Source organism: uncultured Sphingomonas sp. (assembly GCF_937871615.1).
In the GTDB taxonomy this organism is placed as follows: Bacteria; Pseudomonadota; Alphaproteobacteria; order Sphingomonadales; family Sphingomonadaceae; genus Sphingomonas.
This window is the reverse complement of record NZ_CALMPA010000039.1, coordinates 106,432-122,514: the sequence shown is the minus strand read 5'-3', so window position 1 is coordinate 122,514 and position 16,083 is coordinate 106,432. Positions and strand designations below refer to the sequence as shown.

Sequence of the window (16,083 nt, the reverse complement as noted above, 5' to 3'; positions counted from 1 at the left end):
TACAGAAATAATTCTGTCATGCGGGGACCGTACGTTTGCTGTGCCAGACAAAGCGTTTGCACGCCTCGGTACGGCGCGATAGGAGTCGCGCCGTACCGTGGGATGTTCTAGCTTACGGACGTACTGGGTCGCCGGTTCGATGCGCTGGATCGGGGGTCCGGCCCTAGTGGCCCTAGGGATGAGGGAGTTTCACTGCTGAATGGCCTACGCTGACCAGAAGATGAGCGGGAGCAAGGTCGTCGCGATCGTTATCGTCGCGGCGATTCACCTTGCGCTCGGCTACGCCTTCGTCACCGGCCTCGCGTACCAATACGTGAAAAAGGTGTCGGAGAAGTTAAATACGTTCGACGTTGAGGAGCCACCGCCCCCGCCGCCGGATGAGCCGCCACCCCCGCCGCCAGACGTTAAATTGACGCCACCGCCGGTGGTTGCTCCGCCGCCGATCGTCCAGACGACGAGCGCGGCGCCGGTGATCTCGGTTGTGCCCAATCCGCCGCCGGCACCGCCGGTGCTCGCGCCGCCGCCGCCTCCGGCGCCGCCGCCTGCGCCACCGCGGATTTCGCATGCGGCTGTCGCGAAGGGTAATCCGGGTCAGTATTTCAACTCGGACAATTATCCCCCGTCGGCGTTGCGTGCAGGTGAGCAGGGGCGCGTCGTCGCGGCGCTCACGATTGGCACTGACGGTCGCGTGACCGACTGTGAGGTGTCCACGTCCAGCGGCAGTGCCGCGCTTGACCAGGCAACGTGCCGGATCGCGAAAAGCCGCGTCCGCTACACGCCTGCTAAGGATGAGAACGGTCAGCCGATCGTGTCCAGGACCTCGCTGCCGGTGAAATGGGTCATTCCGGAATGACCCATTTCCACACCACCTTCTGACGCCATTCGTTTTTCAAGGGACTAACAACTTTATGATCACCACCATTCTCGCGGCTGCTGCCGCGCCGGCCGCCCACGGCGACAACCCGTACGGCCTGATCCCCGCCCTCAAGGAGGGTGGCCTGATCTCGCAGACCGTGTTCGGCATCCTCGTGCTGATGTCGATCGTCTCGTTCTACATCCTGTTCTCGAAGCTGTTCGAGCAGCAGAAGATCATCAACCAGGCGAAGCGCGTTCGCGAGGGTTTCTGGAACGCTAACTCGCTGCGCGAGGGTTCGGCCAAGCTCGAGAAGAACTCGGCCTACAAGCAGATCGTCGACGACGGCCTTGCCGCGCAGGACCAGCACTCGCGGCTGACCGATCCGGTCGAGGCGCATGACTGGCTGCATGGTTCGCTCGCCCGTTCGGAAGCCTCGATCAACTCGAAGCTCGGCAGCGGCCTGGCGTTCCTCGCGACCGTCGGCGCGACCGCGCCGTTCATCGGCCTGTTCGGTACGGTTATCGGCATCTATCGCGCGCTCATCAAGATCGGTGCGGCGGGCCAGGCGTCGATCGACGCGGTTGCCGGCCCGGTCGGTGAAGCGCTCATCATGACCGCGCTCGGCCTCGTCGTCGCGGTTCCGGCGGTGCTCGCGTACAACTGGCTGCAGCGCCGCAACAAGGGCATCGCGGAAGACCTCTCGGCCTTCTCGAACGACGTTCTCGGCTATCTCGCGTCCAAGGGCGCGGTTCGTCCGTCGCTGGCCGGCGCGCCGAAGCCGGCGCCCGCGAAGCCCGCGGCTGCCGCCGGCACGCAGACCCGCGCGTAAGATAAAATAGGGAAGGCGGGGCCGTTCTCGTAACGGCCCCGCCAACCCGCCGAAGGGTGAGCCCGACGGCCGAATGAGTAGGAAAGCCTGACACATGGCGATGAGCGTTGGCGGTGATTCCGCTACCGAAACCCCGATGTCGGACATCAACACGACCCCGCTGGTGGACGTCATGCTGGTGCTCCTCATCATCTTCCTGATCGCGGTTCCGGTCGTGGTCCAGAGCGTGAAGCTGAAGCTTCCGGACGTTCGTTTCGACCCGACGACGACCAAACCCGAAAACGTCTCGCTCTCGATCACGAGCGCGGACGGCGTCTGCAAGGTCTATTGGGGCCTTACCCCGGTGACCCACCAGGAGCTGCTCGATCGCGCGGTGGCCAAGCTGAAGGCCGAGATCGCCCGCCAGGGTGGTCCGAACGCCCCCGGCCTCGAACTGCCCGAGGCGCATATCCGCGGCGACGTGAATACGCCGTGGCGTTGCATCGGCGGCGCGATCTTTAACATGCAGATGGCTGGCTTCGCCAAGGTTGGCTTCATTTCAGAGCCGCCGCCCGGCGAAAATCCCGAGCGGCTGTAAGCGAAGCGGTCAGGAGTAACACGACATGGCAATGAGTGGCGGCCGCGACGACGGCGAGCCGATGATGGAAATGAACACGACGCCGTTGATCGACGTCATGCTCGTGCTCCTCATCATGTTCATCATCACCATCCCGATCCAGACCCACGCGGTTAAGGTTGATCTGCCGCAGAATCAGGCAAACCCGACCCCGCCGCCGGTCGAGCCGGACAAGAACAAGGTTGCGATCGCGGTCAACGGCACGGTCACCTGGAACGGCACGCCCGTCGATATGGTGACGTTGCGTCAGTATCTCGATGTCGCGGCGGGCATGGTCCCGGAACCGGAACTGCACTTCCAGCCTGATCCGCAGGCGCGCTACGAAGTGGTCGACCGGACGCTCGCGGTAATCAAGCGTTCGCGCGTGACCAAGCTCGGCTTCATCGGGAACGAGCAATATTATCGCGATTTCTAAAGGCTTCGGCTTGAGATTGCGATTAGGTGAGGGCGGTCCTTCAGGGCCGCCCTTTTCTTTGGGGGCTTTCAGCGCGCGGAGGTCGGGCCGGTTATCGAATACGAAGAATCGAGAGTGTGGCGTAAGGCGGATCACTCATTCCCTCGTCGCCCTGGAGGTTGTCGAAGGGTATTTGCCGTCTGCGAATTCGGGCCTCGGCGAACAATCCATATCCAGTGTTCGACGCTCTAATCGTCTTCTTGCGCCTTGGACGGCATGAACTTGCCTCGTTCGTAGATCCATAATGTCGCGTGTCGAAGACCGATCTCGGCTGTGCTTTCGTAGGTGCGAATGACGGCGTGCCCAGCCCTGTCGCTCAAGAAGTCTGGCCTTCCTCGACTCGACAGTTCGGCGATCTTGAGCGCTCCGGCATTGGTTACGCGCCAGACACGGACCCGATAAGTCGATCCGGCGCTCCACAGTGAGAACAGCAGGTCGTCCTAATCGCGGGTGAACAGTCCGAGCGGGGTATCGCCTATCGGTTCGCGCAGGCTGGTGAAGTGACTGCAGGTACGCACGCAATCGAATTGGATCTGATATCCATTCGATTGATCTTCACTTACAATGACGGAGAAAGCGGACTCCCCGCTTTCCATACGTAACGAGGCAACGGGCGTTGCGAGCGCCGTCATTAGCGGGACGGCTACGGATATCAGACCGAGCATCCGTCCGATGTTACCGACGGCCAAGGCGTTCGCAAGCTGGCGTTAGAGTGGCGCGAAACTTCGCCCAGAGCGCCCGATCGTCGATAGCTGCTCGGTTGGCGCACCGGCATGAACTCGCATCGAGCGCCATCCACACCTACAACCGCGGCAACGTCACCCCGCGCTGGCCCATATATTTACCGGCCCGGTCGGCGTAGGTCGTCTCGCATGGCTCGTTGCCCTGCAGGAACAGGAACTGGCACGCGCCTTCATTGGCGTAGATTTTGGCCGGCAATGGCGTGGTATTGGAGAATTCCAGCGTCACATGCCCTTCCCAGCCGGGTTCGAGCGGGGTGACGTTCACGATGATGCCGCAGCGCGCATAGGTCGATTTGCCGAGGCAGATCACCAGCACGTCGCTTGGCACGCGGAAATATTCCACCGTGCGCGCCAGCGCGAAGCTGTTCGGCGGGATGATGCACACGTCGGTCTTGCGATCGACGAAGCTGTTCGCCGCGAAATCCTTCGGGTCGACCAACGCATTGTCCACGTTGGTGAAAATCTTGAATTCGTCGGCGACGCGCGCGTCATAGCCGTAGGAGGACAGGCCGTAACTGATGCAGCCATCGCGGCGCTGCGCCTCGACGAACGGCTCGATCATATTGTCGGCGATCGCGCGTTCGCGAATCCAGCGGTCTGACAGGATGGACATCGAACGCTTCCCCTTTTGACGGATGCTTTTGCCGCGCGCCGCGCCGCTGGCAAGGGGCAAGATGGGTTGACCATTTCGTCCGCGCCCCCCAACGACCTGAGGGAACTAAGGAGATGGCGGATATGGCTTTCAGGCTGGATGGGCGCGTGGCGCTGATTACGGGTGCGTCTTCGGGCTTTGGCGCGCATTTCGCGCGGCTCTATGCGAATGCGGGCGCGAAGGTTGTGCTCGGCGCGCGGCGGGTCGAGCGGGTCGAGGCGCTGGCGGCGGAGATCGGCGCGAACGCGCTGGCGGTGGCGCTCGACGTTGGCGACGAGGCCTCGACCATCGCCGCTTATGACGCGGCGGAGGCGCGGTTCGGGACGGTGGACACGATCGTCGCCAATGCCGGCATGAGCCACTCCGGTCGCGCGACCGAGGTGTCGGTGGAAGGGCTGCGGCAGTTGCTCGACGCCAATTTCCTCGGCGCCTATCTCACCGTGCGCGAAGGCGCGAAGCGGCTGATCGCGGGCGGATCGCGGGAGAGCGGCAAGGGGCGGGCGATCATCATCGGCTCGATCACCGCGCATCTCACCGGGCATGGCGACAGCGCCTATGCCGCGTCGAAGGCGGGCGTGGCGCACCTCGGGCGCAATCTGGCGCGCGAATGGGTGCGACAGGGGATCAACGTCAACGTCATCCAGCCCGGCTATGTTCAGACGGAAATCGCGGGCGACTGGTTCGAGACCGAAGGCGGCGCGAAGCAGATCGCGGGCTTCCATCGCAAGCGGATGATGGGGATCACCGCGCTTGATCCGATGATGCTCTATTTCGCGGCGGATGCCTCCGCGCAGGTAACCGGCGCGGTGATCGACGTGGATGACGGGCAGTCGTTGTAGCTTCTCGCACGCGCCGGATATTCGGCATCCGTCTTCGTCGATCGGCTCCGTTGGCGCGGGAAATATACCTAACCTAAACGGCGTTTCCGTTAGACCGTCCGGATGAAAGGTCTTTTCGGCTTGATCGGGCGAACGGGCGCCGGTGCGAGTCCGCGCCTTGTCGATCCAAATTGGCGCTTCCATTGGCCGGTTGGTATCGGATTCGCCCTGCTTTGCTTCTTGCTGAACTATCCCGGCAGGCTGAATGCTGATTCCCTCTTTTCTGTCGTTGCGGCAGAGGCGCCGGGTCTGACGAACAATTGGCATTCGGCAACTCTGGGATGGTTCTGGAGCCTGCCTGCTCCGCTAGAGCGGACAACCGGCAGCCGCCCTGATAATGCAGGTGACGCTTTTCGGCATCTTTGCCGGGTTTCTACCGCGTTTTCCCCGCAACCCAAGGGAACAGGCGGTGTTGACGGGTGAACTGCTGTTGCGCCTCGTTCTGTCCGGCAGCCTCGGTTATATCTGCAAGGATTCCACGATATTTTTGACGTTACTGATTGCGGTCCAATTAGCGCGACGGTCAATTGGTCGTGGATTTAGTGTAATGGGAATGGCGATATTCATTGCAGTTATTGCGCTATTTCTATTGTCGAAGACGCCGAACTTCATGGTCATCGTCGTTGCCGGAGCTGTCATAGCCCCTTTTTTTTGTCAGGTCGTGGCGATGTTACCTTGTCCTGATGATAATCCTTCTCGTGGCGGGGGCGTTGGCCATTCCACTCAATCGGACGGTAGATTCCAGGATTTTCGCGGCGCGCAACCTGCACCCTGATAAGCAACTCGTCCTGTTCGATCTTGCGGGCATATCGGTCAGAACCGGTCAGAACGCCTTTGATTCGGTACGCGGCTGGCCGACCAGCACGCTGCAGAGCGTCGCGTCTTGCTACGTTCCCTATATGTGGGACAGTTTTGCACATTGGACGCCGTGTGGAGGTTATGCAGCGGCCTATGATCGCCTCGATGGGCCATTGACGCAGCGGTGGCTGATCGAGATTGCGCGCATCCTTTGGCCTATTTTCGCCACAGGCTGACCTATGTGCGTTATTTGCTTGAATCGCGGGATCACGCCACGTGGGGCATTGATGGTCAGGCAATCAATGACGCAACCAGTCCCGATGCGCTGGCGGAAATGCGTCGGGAGATGGCTGACCTTCACAGCGATCGGGTGGTCGGCTTGTGGCGACCGTCCGCTGCGACAGATGCGATGCGTTGGCTGGAGCGATTGTTGTTCAAATTTCCCAAAGCACAAGGCGCGGGGCTGATTGCCTGCCTTTCGGTGTTGCTGTTGAGCTGTATACGCCGGAACGATGGCGTTAGATTCGGTGCGATCCTATCCGCAGGGTTGGGCGTCGGAAATTTCGCGATGCTGGTCGTATTCGGCGTCGCCGATCCGGGCCGATATATGCTGCTGACCATTGGCCTGGCTTATGTAGCTCTTCTGGCGTTAATGGCGCCAGTTCGAGAGGCGAGGCCTAACCTCCCGTCACCCGCAGACCTTCCAGCCGCCGGCGCATGATATCGGGAATCCCTTCCCCCGCAGGCGTGGTCATCACGATCACCGTGTCGCAGGTCGCGATCGCGTGGCCGTTCTGGAACATCGCGGCGAGCATTTCCCAACTGCGGTTACCGATTGTGCCGATGCCGATCGCGATCTCGACCGGATCGGGAAAGCTGCCTTCCGCGAGATAATTGATTTCGTTGCGCGCGACGACGGCGCGAAAGCCCGGTGTCGCTTCCCGGCTGCCGAGCGACTGGTTTATCCGCACCCGCGCGGTTTCGAACAAAGCGGCGAAGGCGACGTTGTTGAGATGCCCGTTCGGATCGAGATCCTGATAGCGCGTCTGGATCGTCTCGCGGATCGGATAAGCGTCTGGCGACAGGCGCCATGCGGCGGGGCGGGGCATCAGCGTGATCCTAAATGGACGAGGGACGACGCGGGAGTTAATCCCGCGTCGTCGGACGGGTCGCTATGCGACCCGCCGGCCGGCCTTGCGCGAGGCGCGGGTTGGCGTGGGCCAGCCCGTCTCCCGCGCTGCGGCTCACCGCGGGGCCATGCGGATCGCGCCGTCGAGGCGCACGTCCTCGCCGTTGAAATAGCCGTTCTCGATCATCAGCGTGGCGAGCGCGGCATATTCGGCAGGATCGCCGAGGCGCTTCGGGAACGGGACGGAAGCGGCCAGCGCGTCCTTCACGTTCTGCGGCGCGGCGGCGAGCAGCGGGGTGTTGAAGATGCCCGGCAGGATCGTGTTGACGCGGATGCCTTCGCCCATCAGATCGCGCGCGATCGGGAGCGTCATGCCGACGACGCCGCCCTTCGATGCCGAATAGGCCGCCTGACCCATCTGGCCGTCCTCCGCCGCGACCGACGCGGTGTTGACGATCGCGCCGCGCTCGCCGTCTTCCATCGGATCGAGCGTCAACATGCCCGCCGCCGATTTGGCGATGCAGCGGAACGTGCCGACGAGGTTGATCTGGATGATCCAGTTGAACGCATCGAGCGGGAAGTGCTTGATCGAGCCGTCTTCCTTGCTGCGGCTCGCGGTCTTGATCGCGTTGCCGGTGCCGGCGCAGTTGACGAGGATGCGCTCCTGGCCGATCGCGGCGCGCGCCTTGGCGAAGCCTTCGTCGACCGAGGCTTCGTCGGTGACGTTGACCTTGCAGAACACGCCGCCGAGTTCCTTGGCGAGCGCTTCGCCCTTTTCCTCTTGCAGATCGAACAGCGCGACCTTCACGCCCTTCGCTGCGAGCAGCCGCGCGGTCGCCGCACCGAGGCCGGAGGCACCGCCGGTGATGACGGCGGAGACAGTGTTATCAAGCTTCATCTTTAACCCTCACTTTTTCCCGTGAAATCGCGGCTCAGGCCGCTTTCCAGTCGCAATTCTCGATGATCGTGACATTGGCCACGCCGCCGCCCTCGCACATGGTTTGCAGGCCATAGCGGCCACCGCGACGGCGCAATTCGTGGACGAGCGTTGCCATCAGCTTGGTGCCCGACGCGCCGAGCGGGTGGCCGAGCGCGATCGCCCCGCCGTTGACGTTCAGCCGATCGGGCTTCGCGCCGGTATGCTTGAGCCAGGCCATCGGCACGGAGGCGAACGCCTCGTTCACCTCGAACAGGTCGATATCGTCGATCGACAGGCCGGCTTTCTTCAGCGCCTTGTCGGTGGCGAACAGCGGCTCCTCAAGCATCACCACCGGATCGCCGGCGGTAACGGTGAGGCCCACGATCTTCGCCAGCGGCTTGAGATTATATTTCTTCACCGCCTCGGCGCTGACGATCAGCACCGCGCTCGCGCCATCGCAGATCTGGCTGGACGAGGCGGCGGTGAGCACGCCGGTTTCCGAAAGCTTCTTCACGCTCGCCATGCCCTCGGCGGAGGCGTCGTAGCGGATGCCTTCGTCCGAAGCGTGCTGCTCCTTGCCGTCGGGCGTCTCGATCTCAAGTGCTACGATCTCATCCCTGAACTTGCCCGCCTGCGTCGCGGCGACGGCCTTGCGGTGGCTGTTGAGCGAAAACTCATCCAGCGCCTCACGCGTGAAGCCGTATTTCTTCGCGATCATCTCGGCGCCAGCGAACTGGTTGAAGACGATGCCGGGGTATTTCTCCTCCAGCCCCGGCGACTTGTTCTTGCCGAGCCCGGCATCGTAGAACAGCTTGAAGGTGGAGCCCATCGGCACGCGCGTCATGCTCTCCACGCCCGATGCGATCACCACGTCCTGCGTGCCCGACATCACCGCCTGCGCCGCGAATTGCATCGCCTGCTGGCTGGAGCCGCACTGGCGGTCGATCGTCACCGCCGGCACGCTTTCCGGCAGCACCGATGCGAGCACCGCGTTGCGGCCGACCTGCCCGGCCTGTTCGCCGCCCTGGCTGACGCAGCCCATGATGACGTCTTCGACGGCCTCGCCGGGGATGCCCGACCGTTCCACCACCGCATCCAGCACCTTTGCCGCGAGATCGACCGGGTGCCAGCCGGCGAGCTTGCCGCCACGCCTTCCCCCGGCCGTCCGAACCGCTTCGACGATATACGCCTCAGGCATCTTCCGACTCTCCATAACAGATGTTATCCCGGCACCGCATTTGGCGCGGATTGACGCGAACGGCAAGGGGTGGAGAGCATAATGGACGTGAGCACGGCGATAGGCGAGCGGCGATCGGTGCGCGGTTTCCTCGATCGGGCGGTTGATCCGGCGCTGCTGCGCGAACTGGCGCTGACCGCCGCGCGCGCCGCAACCGGCGGGAACCTCCAGCCCTGGCATGTCGATATCGTCCACGGCGCGTCGATGGCGCGGCTGAAGGAGATCATGCGGGGCAAGATCGAACGGCGCGAAAGCGAAACGCCGGGCTATGATATCTACCCGCGCGAGATTCCGGAGGTGATGAACGCGCGCCGTTTCCAGATCGGGGAATTGCTCTACGGCCATCTCGGCATCCCGCGCGAGGATCGCCGCGCCCGCGCGATCTGGTTCGCGCGCAATTTCCAGTTCTTCGGCGCGCCCGCCGCCTATTTCGTCACGGTCGATCGCCGGATGGGGCCGCCGCAATGGGCGGACCTTGGTATGTACCTGCAAAATCTGATGCTGCTCGCGGTGGAGGCGGGGCTGGCGACATGCCCGCAGGAATGCTGGGCGGTCTATCCGCAGACGGTGGAGAATTTCCTCGGCACCCCGGCGGAGCGCATGGTGTTCTGCGGCGTGGCGATCGGCTATGAAGACCCGGAAGAAGCCGCCAATCGCACGCGCAGCCCGCGCGCGCCCGAGGATGAGTGGTTGACGGAGTTGGGATGAGCCTGGTCGCGCTGGCGGCGGCAGCCGCGATGGTGGCGTTGCCGATCGGCGAGGCACCGCCACGCGAGGAGGCGATCACCGCGCCGGGGCCGCTGGGCGCGCTTGCCGGCACCTGGGCGCGGACGAAACCGGGCGCGCCGATCGTACTGATTATCCCCGGTTCCGGGCCGACCGATCGCGACGGCGACAGCCCGCTTGGCATAACCGCGCAGTCCTATCGCCTGCTCGCCGACGCATTGGCCGAACGCGGTATCGCCAGCGTGCGGATCGACAAGCGCGGGATGTTCGGCAGCAAGGCCGCTGTGGCGGACCCTAATGCGGTGACACTCGATGATTATGCGGCGGACGTTCACGCGTGGATCGCCGCGATCCGTGCGCAAACCGGCGCGCGGTGCGTGTGGGTCGCGGGGCATAGCGAGGGCGGGCTGGTCGCGCTCGCCGCCGCGCGGCAGCCGGCTGCGATTTGCGGACTGGTGCTGATTTCCGCTCCGGGTCGCCGGCTCGATGTGGTGATGCGCGCGCAGTTTCACGCCAACCCGGCCAACGCGCCGATCCTCGCCGATGCTGATGCCGCGCTGGATGCGCTTGCCGCCGGGCACGACGCAGATGTGAGCAGGATGCACCCTGTGGTGCAGCGCATCTTCGCGCCGCGTGTGCAGGGGTTCCTAAAGAGCCTGTTCGCGCTGGACCCCGCGCGGCTGATCGCGGGCTATGCCGGGCCGGTGCTGATCGTGCAGGGCGATCGCGATCTTCAGGTGTCGGTCGCCGATGCCGAGGCGCTGCACGAGGCGCAGCCCCACGCGCGGCTGGCGATCATCCCCGGCATGAACCACGTGCTGAAGGCGGTGGCGGGCGATGATCGCGCCGCCAATCTCGCCACTTATGGCGATGAGTCGCTGCCGCTCGCGCCCGGCGTGGCCGAAGCCATCGCCGGGTTCATCGCCGCGCCGCGCTGACCCGTTCAGGCGCCGGCAGGCGCGCCGGGGCCGCGACCACGACCACGATTGCGGCCACCGCCGCCACCACCAGCGCCACCGCCGGGGCGACCGCCACCGCCGCCGCCACGCCGGCGGCTGGCGTTCGAATAGTCGCGGGTCGCGGTCGGGCTGTGGCTCGCCTTGGGTCGCGCCGGGCCGCGTGGTCCGCGCGGACGATCCTCGCGCGGGGCGGGATCGGGGCCGGCGACGCGCACGCGCGCGGCCTTGAGCGCCTCGGCACGGTTCATGAAGTCGGCGGGCAGCGCACGCACCGGCACGCGCAGCCGCGTCAGCTTCTCGATGTCGCGCATATAGGGGCGTTCATCCTCGGCGCAGAATGAGATCGCGACGCCGCTGGCCCCGGCGCGCGCGGTGCGGCCGATGCGGTGGACATATTGTTCCGGCACGTTGGGCAGTTCGAAGTTGAACACATGGCTGACGCCGGAAATGTCGATCCCGCGCGCCGCGATATCGGTTGCGACGAGGATCGGCACGTCGCCCGATTTGAATGCCGCCAGTGCGCGTTCGCGCTGCGCCTGGCTCTTGTTGCCGTGGATCGCGCTTGCCGCGATGCCGTTGCCGCCGAGCAGGCGGACGACCCGGTCCGCGCCGTGCTTGGTGCGGGTGAATACCAGCGCGCGGTCGATCGGTTCCTCGGTCAGCAGGATGGTGAGGAGCGCCTGCTTTTCCTGTTGGTTGACGAAGGTGACGCACTGATCGACGCGCTCGGCGGTGGTCGATGCGGGCACGACCGAAACGGTCGCCGGATCGTGCAGGAACTGGCTCGCCAGCTCGCGGATCGACGTGGGCATGGTCGCGGAGAAGAACAGCGTCTGGCGCCGGCGCGGGACCATGCGGACGATCTTGCGCAGCGCATGGATGAAGCCGAGGTCAAGCATCTGATCCGCCTCGTCGAGGACGAGGATTTCGAGCATCGACAGGTTGCAGAAACGCTGCTCCACCAGATCGAGCAACCGGCCCGGCGTGGCGACGAGGATGTCGACGCCGCGCATCAGATCATGCCGGTTCTTGGAAATGCTGGTGCCGCCAAACACCGTCGCGACCGACAGTTGCGAATTGCGGGCATAGCCGCGCGCGTTGTCGGCGATCTGGCTGGCAAGCTCGCGCGTCGGCGCGAGAACGAGCATCCGGCAATGCGTCGGCAGCAGCTTCTTGGGGGATTCCGCCAGCCGCTGGATCGACGGCAGCACGAAGGCCGCCGTCTTGCCGGTGCCGGTCTGCGCGATGCCCAGCAGATCGCGCCCGGTGAGCACGACGGGGATGGCGTCGCGCTGGATCGGGGTGGGGGTCTCATAGCCTTTGGCGTCGAGCGCGCGGACAAGCGCGTCGGTCAGGCCGAGTTCGGAAAAGCTCATGAAATGAAATACCTGCAAATATGCCGGGCCGCGCGGGCCGAAGGGCGCGCGCGGAGGCGGGAAGATTGACGCCCCGCGTGACTTGGGATGCCCGAACGACAATCGAGGCGGAGCCGGGGCCGCGAAAGGCCCGATCACGCTGCGTTTTTAAACGCCTCGATCGGCGGCGCAGATGCGGGCGCGGCGGCGAAATGTCAAGTCACGGCACGCGAGAGGCGGCTGCGGCAAGCGCGGCGGCGAGGCGTTTTGCGCGTGTTTCCGGGCGTTTGGCGCCCTCGATCGCTTCGACATGCTCGCGCTGCGCGGTGAAGCTCAGCCGGCCCCATCCGGCGCGCGCGTTCGCCGTATCGAGCATCGCGGCGAGGTCGGCGGGCAATGTGACGATGCGCGGTTCGGTGTCGAGCGCGAGCGTCACGCCAAAAGGCTGGCCGGGCACAACACCCGCCGCCTGCTGGTGCGATCGGCGCAGCGGCACGAATGCCTCGCCGCGCATGATCGCGATCGTGCTGCGATAGCTGTAGCCGTTGATCGTCACCACCACCGGCGGTCGCGCAGTGCCGAACACCGCGCGCTGATCGAAGTCGATCGGGATCGCCGACATGTCGCCATCGGCGCGCGGGGCGACGGTGAAGGTGATCGCGGGCGGCATGGCGCGAGGATGCCGCGTTTGGAGGGTATTTGCCAAGAGGCGCCTGCGCCGATGTCTCAGCTTCTTTACGCCAGCCTTTCGGCTCCGTTGGTCCGCGCGGGGGAGTGGGGCGTCGCGCCGTCGGCCGGATCGGGCGCCATTGAAGGGCGCCCGTCCGCCGGCCGCGCAAGCTGTTCGCTGCGCGACCGGCGCGGACGTAGCCGCGCTTACAGCTTGCGCGCGATCACTTCCTTCATGATCTCGTTCGTGCCGCCGTAGATCCGGCTGACGCGCGCGCCGCGCCACATGCGGGCGATCGGATATTCGTTCATATAGCCCGCGCCGCCATGAAGCTGGAGGCACTTGTCCATCACTTCCCACTGAAGATCGGTATGCCACAGCTTGGCCGCCGCGCCTTCCTCGTTGGTCAGTTCGCCCTTCAGGTGGCGCGCGATCGCCCAGTCGAGGTGCGCCCAGCCGATCTGGAGCTTGGACTTGATGTCGGCCAAGACGAACTTCGTGTTCTGGAAATCGAACACCGTGCCCTTGAACGCCTTGCGTTCCTTGGTGAAGGCGACCGTGTCGTCAAACGCCTTCTGCGCCGATGCCTGGCAGGAAACCGCGATCGACAGCCGCTCCTGCGGCAACTGGCTCATCAGATAGATGAAGCCCATGCCTTCTTCACCGAGGCAGTTGGTGATCGGCACGCGCACGTCTTCAAAGAACAGTTCGGAAGTGTCGGCGGCGTCCTGCCCGATCTTGTCGAGCTTGCGGCCCTTCGAGAAGCCTTCACGATCGCTTTCGACCAGAATGATCGACATTCCCTTCCACGCCGGCTGCGCGTTGGGATCAGTCTTGGCGACCACCAGCGTCAGATCGGTGTTCTGGCCGTTGGTGATATAGGTCTTCGAGCCGTTGATGACATAGTGATTGCCATCCTTGCGCGCGGTGGTGCGGATCGCCTGAAGATCGCTGCCCGTGCCCGGCTCGGTCATCGCGATCGCGGTTATCACGTCGCCCGACACCATCTTGGGCAACCATTCCTTCTTCTGCTCCTCCGAGCCGTAGGTTTCCATGTAACCCGCGACGATATCGGACTGGAGCGAGAAGCCGGCGGGCACGCCCGCATAGGCCATTTCCTCGTCGACGATCGCGTTATAGCCGAAATCGAGGCCCAGCCCGCCATAGGCTTCCGGCACGGTGGGGCAGAGCATCCCGATTTCGCCCGCCTGCTGCCAGAAGGATTTGGGCACCAGCCGATCCTTTTCCCACTGATCCGAATTGGGCACGCCTTCCTTGGCGAGGAAGCTGCGGACCGTCTGGCGGAACGCCTCGTGATCCTCGTTATAGGCGAAACGACCGGCGACGGTATCGAGCGACATGCTGGGCAATCCTTATGTCCAAAACTGTTGTGAGCCTTCTCGCGGTGCGCAGGCGGGGGGTCAAGTAACTTTTGTTATGGAGCGTTGCGGCGGCTTGCGCGGACGCGCGCGTCGGCCCACGCTCTCGACTCAGCCGGCCGATCGCGGCAAAGAGCCGGCGAAGGAGATCGTAACAAATGAAACTAGCAAGCCTGAAGCATGGTCGCGACGGAAAGCTCGTCGTGGTTTCCAGCGATCTCGCCTGGTGTGCCGATGCGACTCACCTTTGCCCGACGCTGCAGGCGGCGCTGGATGACTGGGATCGGATCGCGCCACTGCTTGAGCTTCTGGCGACGGATCTGGAGCATCAGACGATCCCGCGCGAACGTTTCCACGAGCATGATGCCGCCGCGCCGCTGCCGCGCGCTTTCCAATGGGCGGACGGATCGGCCTATGTGAACCATGTCGCGCTGGTGCGGCAGGCGCGGGGCGCGGAGATGCCCGAGAGCTTCTGGCGTGATCCGCTGATGTATCAGGGCGGGTCGGATGGCTTCCTCGGCGCGCGTGATGCGATCCCGCTCGCCGACGAGGCATGGGGCTGCGATCTTGAGGCCGAAGTGGTGGTCGTCACCGGCGACGTGCCGCTCGGCGCGACGCGGGAGGAGGCGCTGGCCGCCGTGCGGCTGATCGGCCTCACCAACGATGTGTCGCTGCGCAATCTCATTCCGGGGGAATTGGGCAAGGGATTCGGTTTCTTCCAGTCCAAGCCGGCGTCGGCCTTTTCTCCCGTGTTCGTCACGCCCGACAGCCTTGGCGAGTGGTGGCGGGACGGCAAATTGCATCGCAAGCTGATGGTCGACGTGAACGGCGCTGCATTCGGCCGGGTCGAGGCGGGGGTCGACATGACGTTCGATTTCGGCACTCTGATCGCCCATGCGGCGAAGACGCGCGCGCTGGGCGCGGGAACGATCATCGGCTCGGGCACGGTATCGAATAGCGATGCGAATGGCGGTCCGGGCAAGCCGATCGCGCAGGGCGGCGTGGGCTATTGCTGCATCGCCGAGGTGCGCACGGTGGAGACGATCCTGGCCGGCAAACCGGCAACCCCGTTCCTGAAACGCGGCGATACCGTGCGCATCTGGGCGGAGGACGATCGGCATCACCCGATTTTCGGCGTGATCGAGCAGGTGATCGGCAGTTGATCGGGGCGATGGCGCGGGTGGCCGGAGGATGACCACGAATTAACTGGGATTTTACCCGATGTGCGGGCAATGTCGCGTCGCGTGTCCGCCGATGGCTCGGCGGACGCGGACGAGAGAAAACAAGACGGAGGTGAGAGATCATGAAAAAGATCGTCCTTCTCGGAGCACTCGCGTTGGGGATGTTGACTGCGGCAGGCTCCGCGTCGGCTGCGGATTATCCTCCCTGTTCGGCCACGGTGCGCGACAATTGCGTGCAGGGTGTCCGTTCGGCCAGCCATCATATGCGGCAGGCACGGCATCATGAGGCGAGGAAGCATCACGCCGCGAAAAAGCATCATGTGAAGCGTTCGCATCACGCGACGCATCACCGTGCGAAGGCGCATCGCGCTCATCACCGTTCAGCAAAAAAGTAAGGGCATGACAGCCCCGGCGTGATCGCCGGGGCCACTGCCGCCAGCGTCGGTGAACGGCGAACCGCGCGTCACGGCAAGCGGCACGGCGGATCGGTTCCGTTGCGTGCTGTCAGTGTGGATCGAGAAACAGCCCGCCGTCGCTGCGAGGGCCACGTTTGCCCTTGCGTCCGCCCGGCACAAACTCCCGCAGCCGTTCCCATTGATCGTCCCGAAGTACCTCGCCTGTCACACCAGCATCCAAAAGCCAGTGTTGAATCGGAGATCCTGGCCCCTGTGAATCTCTAAAATGTCACTGCACCCTGGGTCA

The 16,083-nt window shown here is 64.3% G+C and carries 18 protein-coding genes and 1 pseudogene; 11 read left to right on the top strand and 8 right to left on the bottom strand.

Going from position 1 to position 16,083, the window contains the following annotated elements; genetic code table 11:
• Positions 1 to 199 precede the first annotated feature (199 nt).
• The 4 genes from Q0316_RS10605 (at position 200) to Q0316_RS10590 (ending at position 2,716) form a co-directional block, all read left to right on the top strand.
• Entirely contained in the window at positions 200 to 853 is a 654-nt protein-coding gene (locus tag Q0316_RS10605) for an energy transducer TonB (protein ID WP_298672044.1), read from the top strand.
• A gap of 55 nt (positions 854 to 908) precedes the next feature.
• Entirely contained in the window at positions 909 to 1,685 is a 777-nt protein-coding gene (locus Q0316_RS10600; RefSeq protein ID WP_298672042.1) for a MotA/TolQ/ExbB proton channel family protein, read from the top strand.
• Between the two features lie 94 nt (positions 1,686 to 1,779).
• Positions 1,780 to 2,262, top strand: a complete 483-nt coding sequence (locus tag Q0316_RS10595; protein WP_298672040.1) for a biopolymer transporter ExbD — start codon at positions 1,780 to 1,782, stop codon at positions 2,260 to 2,262.
• Positions 2,263 to 2,287: 25 nt separating this feature from the next.
• A complete protein-coding gene (locus Q0316_RS10590; protein ID WP_298672038.1) occupies positions 2,288 to 2,716 on the top strand; it encodes a biopolymer transporter ExbD in 429 nt (142 codons plus the stop codon).
• Between the two features lie 840 nt (positions 2,717 to 3,556).
• On the opposite strand, the gene dcd is transcribed toward Q0316_RS10590, so the two are convergent.
• Positions 3,557 to 4,111 carry a dCTP deaminase gene (dcd, locus tag Q0316_RS10585; RefSeq protein WP_298672036.1) on the bottom strand — a complete coding sequence of 185 codons (555 nt, stop codon included), beginning with the start codon at positions 4,109 to 4,111 and terminating at the stop codon, positions 3,557 to 3,559.
• A gap of 122 nt (positions 4,112 to 4,233) precedes the next feature.
• On the opposite strand from dcd, the gene Q0316_RS10580 reads away from it, so the two are divergent.
• The 3 genes from Q0316_RS10580 (at position 4,234) to Q0316_RS10570 (ending at position 6,547) form a co-directional block, all read left to right on the top strand.
• The gene (locus tag Q0316_RS10580; RefSeq protein ID WP_298672033.1) at positions 4,234 to 4,989 is read left to right on the top strand and encodes an SDR family NAD(P)-dependent oxidoreductase; all 756 of its coding nucleotides are present in this window, start codon (positions 4,234 to 4,236) and stop codon (positions 4,987 to 4,989) included.
• Between the two features lie 382 nt (positions 4,990 to 5,371).
• Complete coding sequence (locus tag Q0316_RS10575) at positions 5,372 to 5,803, top strand: hypothetical protein (RefSeq protein WP_298672030.1); 432 nt, start codon at positions 5,372 to 5,374, stop codon at positions 5,801 to 5,803.
• 207 nt (positions 5,804 to 6,010) lie between these two features.
• Positions 6,011 to 6,547: a hypothetical protein gene (locus Q0316_RS10570; protein ID WP_298672029.1), complete on the top strand. Its 537-nt coding sequence runs from the start codon at positions 6,011 to 6,013 to the stop codon at positions 6,545 to 6,547.
• Here the strand turns inward: Q0316_RS10570 and Q0316_RS10565 are convergent.
• The 3 genes from Q0316_RS10565 to Q0316_RS10555 form a co-directional block, all read right to left on the bottom strand.
• Positions 6,504 to 6,935 (bottom strand): thioesterase family protein, encoded by a 432-nt coding sequence (locus tag Q0316_RS10565; RefSeq protein ID WP_298672027.1) that lies wholly within the window; start codon positions 6,933 to 6,935, stop codon positions 6,504 to 6,506. The genes Q0316_RS10570 and Q0316_RS10565 overlap by 44 nt on opposite strands.
• A gap of 135 nt (positions 6,936 to 7,070) precedes the next feature.
• Positions 7,071 to 7,853 carry an SDR family NAD(P)-dependent oxidoreductase gene (locus Q0316_RS10560; protein WP_298672026.1) on the bottom strand — a complete coding sequence of 261 codons (783 nt, stop codon included), beginning with the start codon at positions 7,851 to 7,853 and terminating at the stop codon, positions 7,071 to 7,073.
• Positions 7,854 to 7,887: 34 nt separating this feature from the next.
• Entirely contained in the window at positions 7,888 to 9,072 is a 1,185-nt protein-coding gene (locus Q0316_RS10555) for an acetyl-CoA C-acetyltransferase (protein WP_298672025.1), read from the bottom strand.
• Positions 9,073 to 9,153: 81 nt separating this feature from the next.
• Between Q0316_RS10555 and Q0316_RS10550 the strand changes: the two genes are divergently transcribed.
• Together Q0316_RS10550 and Q0316_RS10545 are read left to right on the top strand one after the other, a co-directional pair.
• Positions 9,154 to 9,819, top strand: a complete 666-nt coding sequence (locus tag Q0316_RS10550; RefSeq protein WP_298672023.1) for a nitroreductase — start codon at positions 9,154 to 9,156, stop codon at positions 9,817 to 9,819.
• The gene (locus tag Q0316_RS10545; protein WP_298672020.1) at positions 9,816 to 10,775 is read left to right on the top strand and encodes an alpha/beta fold hydrolase; all 960 of its coding nucleotides are present in this window, start codon (positions 9,816 to 9,818) and stop codon (positions 10,773 to 10,775) included. Before Q0316_RS10550 ends, Q0316_RS10545 begins: the two co-directional genes overlap by 4 nt.
• Before the next feature lie 5 nt (positions 10,776 to 10,780).
• On the opposite strand, the gene Q0316_RS10540 is transcribed toward Q0316_RS10545, so the two are convergent.
• The 3 genes from Q0316_RS10540 to Q0316_RS10530 form a co-directional block, all read right to left on the bottom strand.
• Positions 10,781 to 12,172 carry a DEAD/DEAH box helicase gene (locus Q0316_RS10540; protein ID WP_298672017.1) on the bottom strand — a complete coding sequence of 464 codons (1,392 nt, stop codon included), beginning with the start codon at positions 12,170 to 12,172 and terminating at the stop codon, positions 10,781 to 10,783.
• A 199-nt stretch (positions 12,173 to 12,371) separates the two neighbouring features.
• Positions 12,372 to 12,821, bottom strand: coding sequence for a YdeI/OmpD-associated family protein (locus tag Q0316_RS10535; protein WP_298672015.1), 450 nt, complete (start codon positions 12,819 to 12,821; stop codon positions 12,372 to 12,374).
• 206 nt (positions 12,822 to 13,027) lie between these two features.
• On the bottom strand, positions 13,028 to 14,182 hold the full coding sequence (locus tag Q0316_RS10530) for an acyl-CoA dehydrogenase family protein (RefSeq protein WP_298672013.1): 1,155 nt from the start codon (positions 14,180 to 14,182) through the stop codon (positions 13,028 to 13,030).
• A gap of 176 nt (positions 14,183 to 14,358) precedes the next feature.
• On the opposite strand from Q0316_RS10530, the gene Q0316_RS10525 reads away from it, so the two are divergent.
• On the top strand, positions 14,359 to 15,363 hold the full coding sequence (locus tag Q0316_RS10525) for a fumarylacetoacetate hydrolase family protein (protein WP_298672011.1): 1,005 nt from the start codon (positions 14,359 to 14,361) through the stop codon (positions 15,361 to 15,363).
• A gap of 140 nt (positions 15,364 to 15,503) precedes the next feature.
• Complete coding sequence (locus tag Q0316_RS10520) at positions 15,504 to 15,776, top strand: hypothetical protein (protein WP_298672008.1); 273 nt, start codon at positions 15,504 to 15,506, stop codon at positions 15,774 to 15,776.
• A 118-nt stretch (positions 15,777 to 15,894) separates the two neighbouring features.
• Here the strand turns inward: Q0316_RS10520 and Q0316_RS10515 are convergent.
• Positions 15,895 to 16,005: pseudogene (locus Q0316_RS10515) on the bottom strand (IS5/IS1182 family transposase); the annotation flags it as partial.
• Between the last annotated feature and the right edge of the window lie 78 nt (positions 16,006 to 16,083).

What these genes read in the sequence shown, in the direction of transcription:
- Q0316_RS10605 (WP_298672044.1), top strand. Translation starts at nt 200, where the DNA reads ATGGCCTACGCTGACCAGAAGATGAGCGGGAGCAAGGTCGTCGCGATC.
- Q0316_RS10600 (WP_298672042.1), top strand. Translation starts at nt 909, where the DNA reads ATGATCACCACCATTCTCGCGGCTGCTGCCGCGCCGGCCGCCCACGGC.
- Q0316_RS10595 (WP_298672040.1), top strand. Translation starts at nt 1,780, where the DNA reads ATGGCGATGAGCGTTGGCGGTGATTCCGCTACCGAAACCCCGATGTCG.
- Q0316_RS10590 (WP_298672038.1), top strand. Translation starts at nt 2,288, where the DNA reads ATGGCAATGAGTGGCGGCCGCGACGACGGCGAGCCGATGATGGAAATG.
- dcd (WP_298672036.1), bottom strand. Translation starts at nt 4,111, where the DNA reads ATGTCCATCCTGTCAGACCGCTGGATTCGCGAACGCGCGATCGCCGAC.
- Q0316_RS10580 (WP_298672033.1), top strand. Translation starts at nt 4,234, where the DNA reads ATGGCTTTCAGGCTGGATGGGCGCGTGGCGCTGATTACGGGTGCGTCT.
- Q0316_RS10565 (WP_298672027.1), bottom strand. Translation starts at nt 6,935, where the DNA reads ATGCCCCGCCCCGCCGCATGGCGCCTGTCGCCAGACGCTTATCCGATC.
- Q0316_RS10560 (WP_298672026.1), bottom strand. Translation starts at nt 7,853, where the DNA reads ATGAAGCTTGATAACACTGTCTCCGCCGTCATCACCGGCGGTGCCTCC.
- Q0316_RS10555 (WP_298672025.1), bottom strand. Translation starts at nt 9,072, where the DNA reads ATGCCTGAGGCGTATATCGTCGAAGCGGTTCGGACGGCCGGGGGAAGG.
- Q0316_RS10550 (WP_298672023.1), top strand. Translation starts at nt 9,154, where the DNA reads ATGGACGTGAGCACGGCGATAGGCGAGCGGCGATCGGTGCGCGGTTTC.
- Q0316_RS10545 (WP_298672020.1), top strand. Translation starts at nt 9,816, where the DNA reads ATGAGCCTGGTCGCGCTGGCGGCGGCAGCCGCGATGGTGGCGTTGCCG.
- Q0316_RS10540 (WP_298672017.1), bottom strand. Translation starts at nt 12,172, where the DNA reads ATGAGCTTTTCCGAACTCGGCCTGACCGACGCGCTTGTCCGCGCGCTC.
- Q0316_RS10535 (WP_298672015.1), bottom strand. Translation starts at nt 12,821, where the DNA reads ATGCCGCCCGCGATCACCTTCACCGTCGCCCCGCGCGCCGATGGCGAC.
- Q0316_RS10530 (WP_298672013.1), bottom strand. Translation starts at nt 14,182, where the DNA reads ATGTCGCTCGATACCGTCGCCGGTCGTTTCGCCTATAACGAGGATCAC.
- Q0316_RS10525 (WP_298672011.1), top strand. Translation starts at nt 14,359, where the DNA reads ATGAAACTAGCAAGCCTGAAGCATGGTCGCGACGGAAAGCTCGTCGTG.
- Q0316_RS10520 (WP_298672008.1), top strand. Translation starts at nt 15,504, where the DNA reads ATGAAAAAGATCGTCCTTCTCGGAGCACTCGCGTTGGGGATGTTGACT.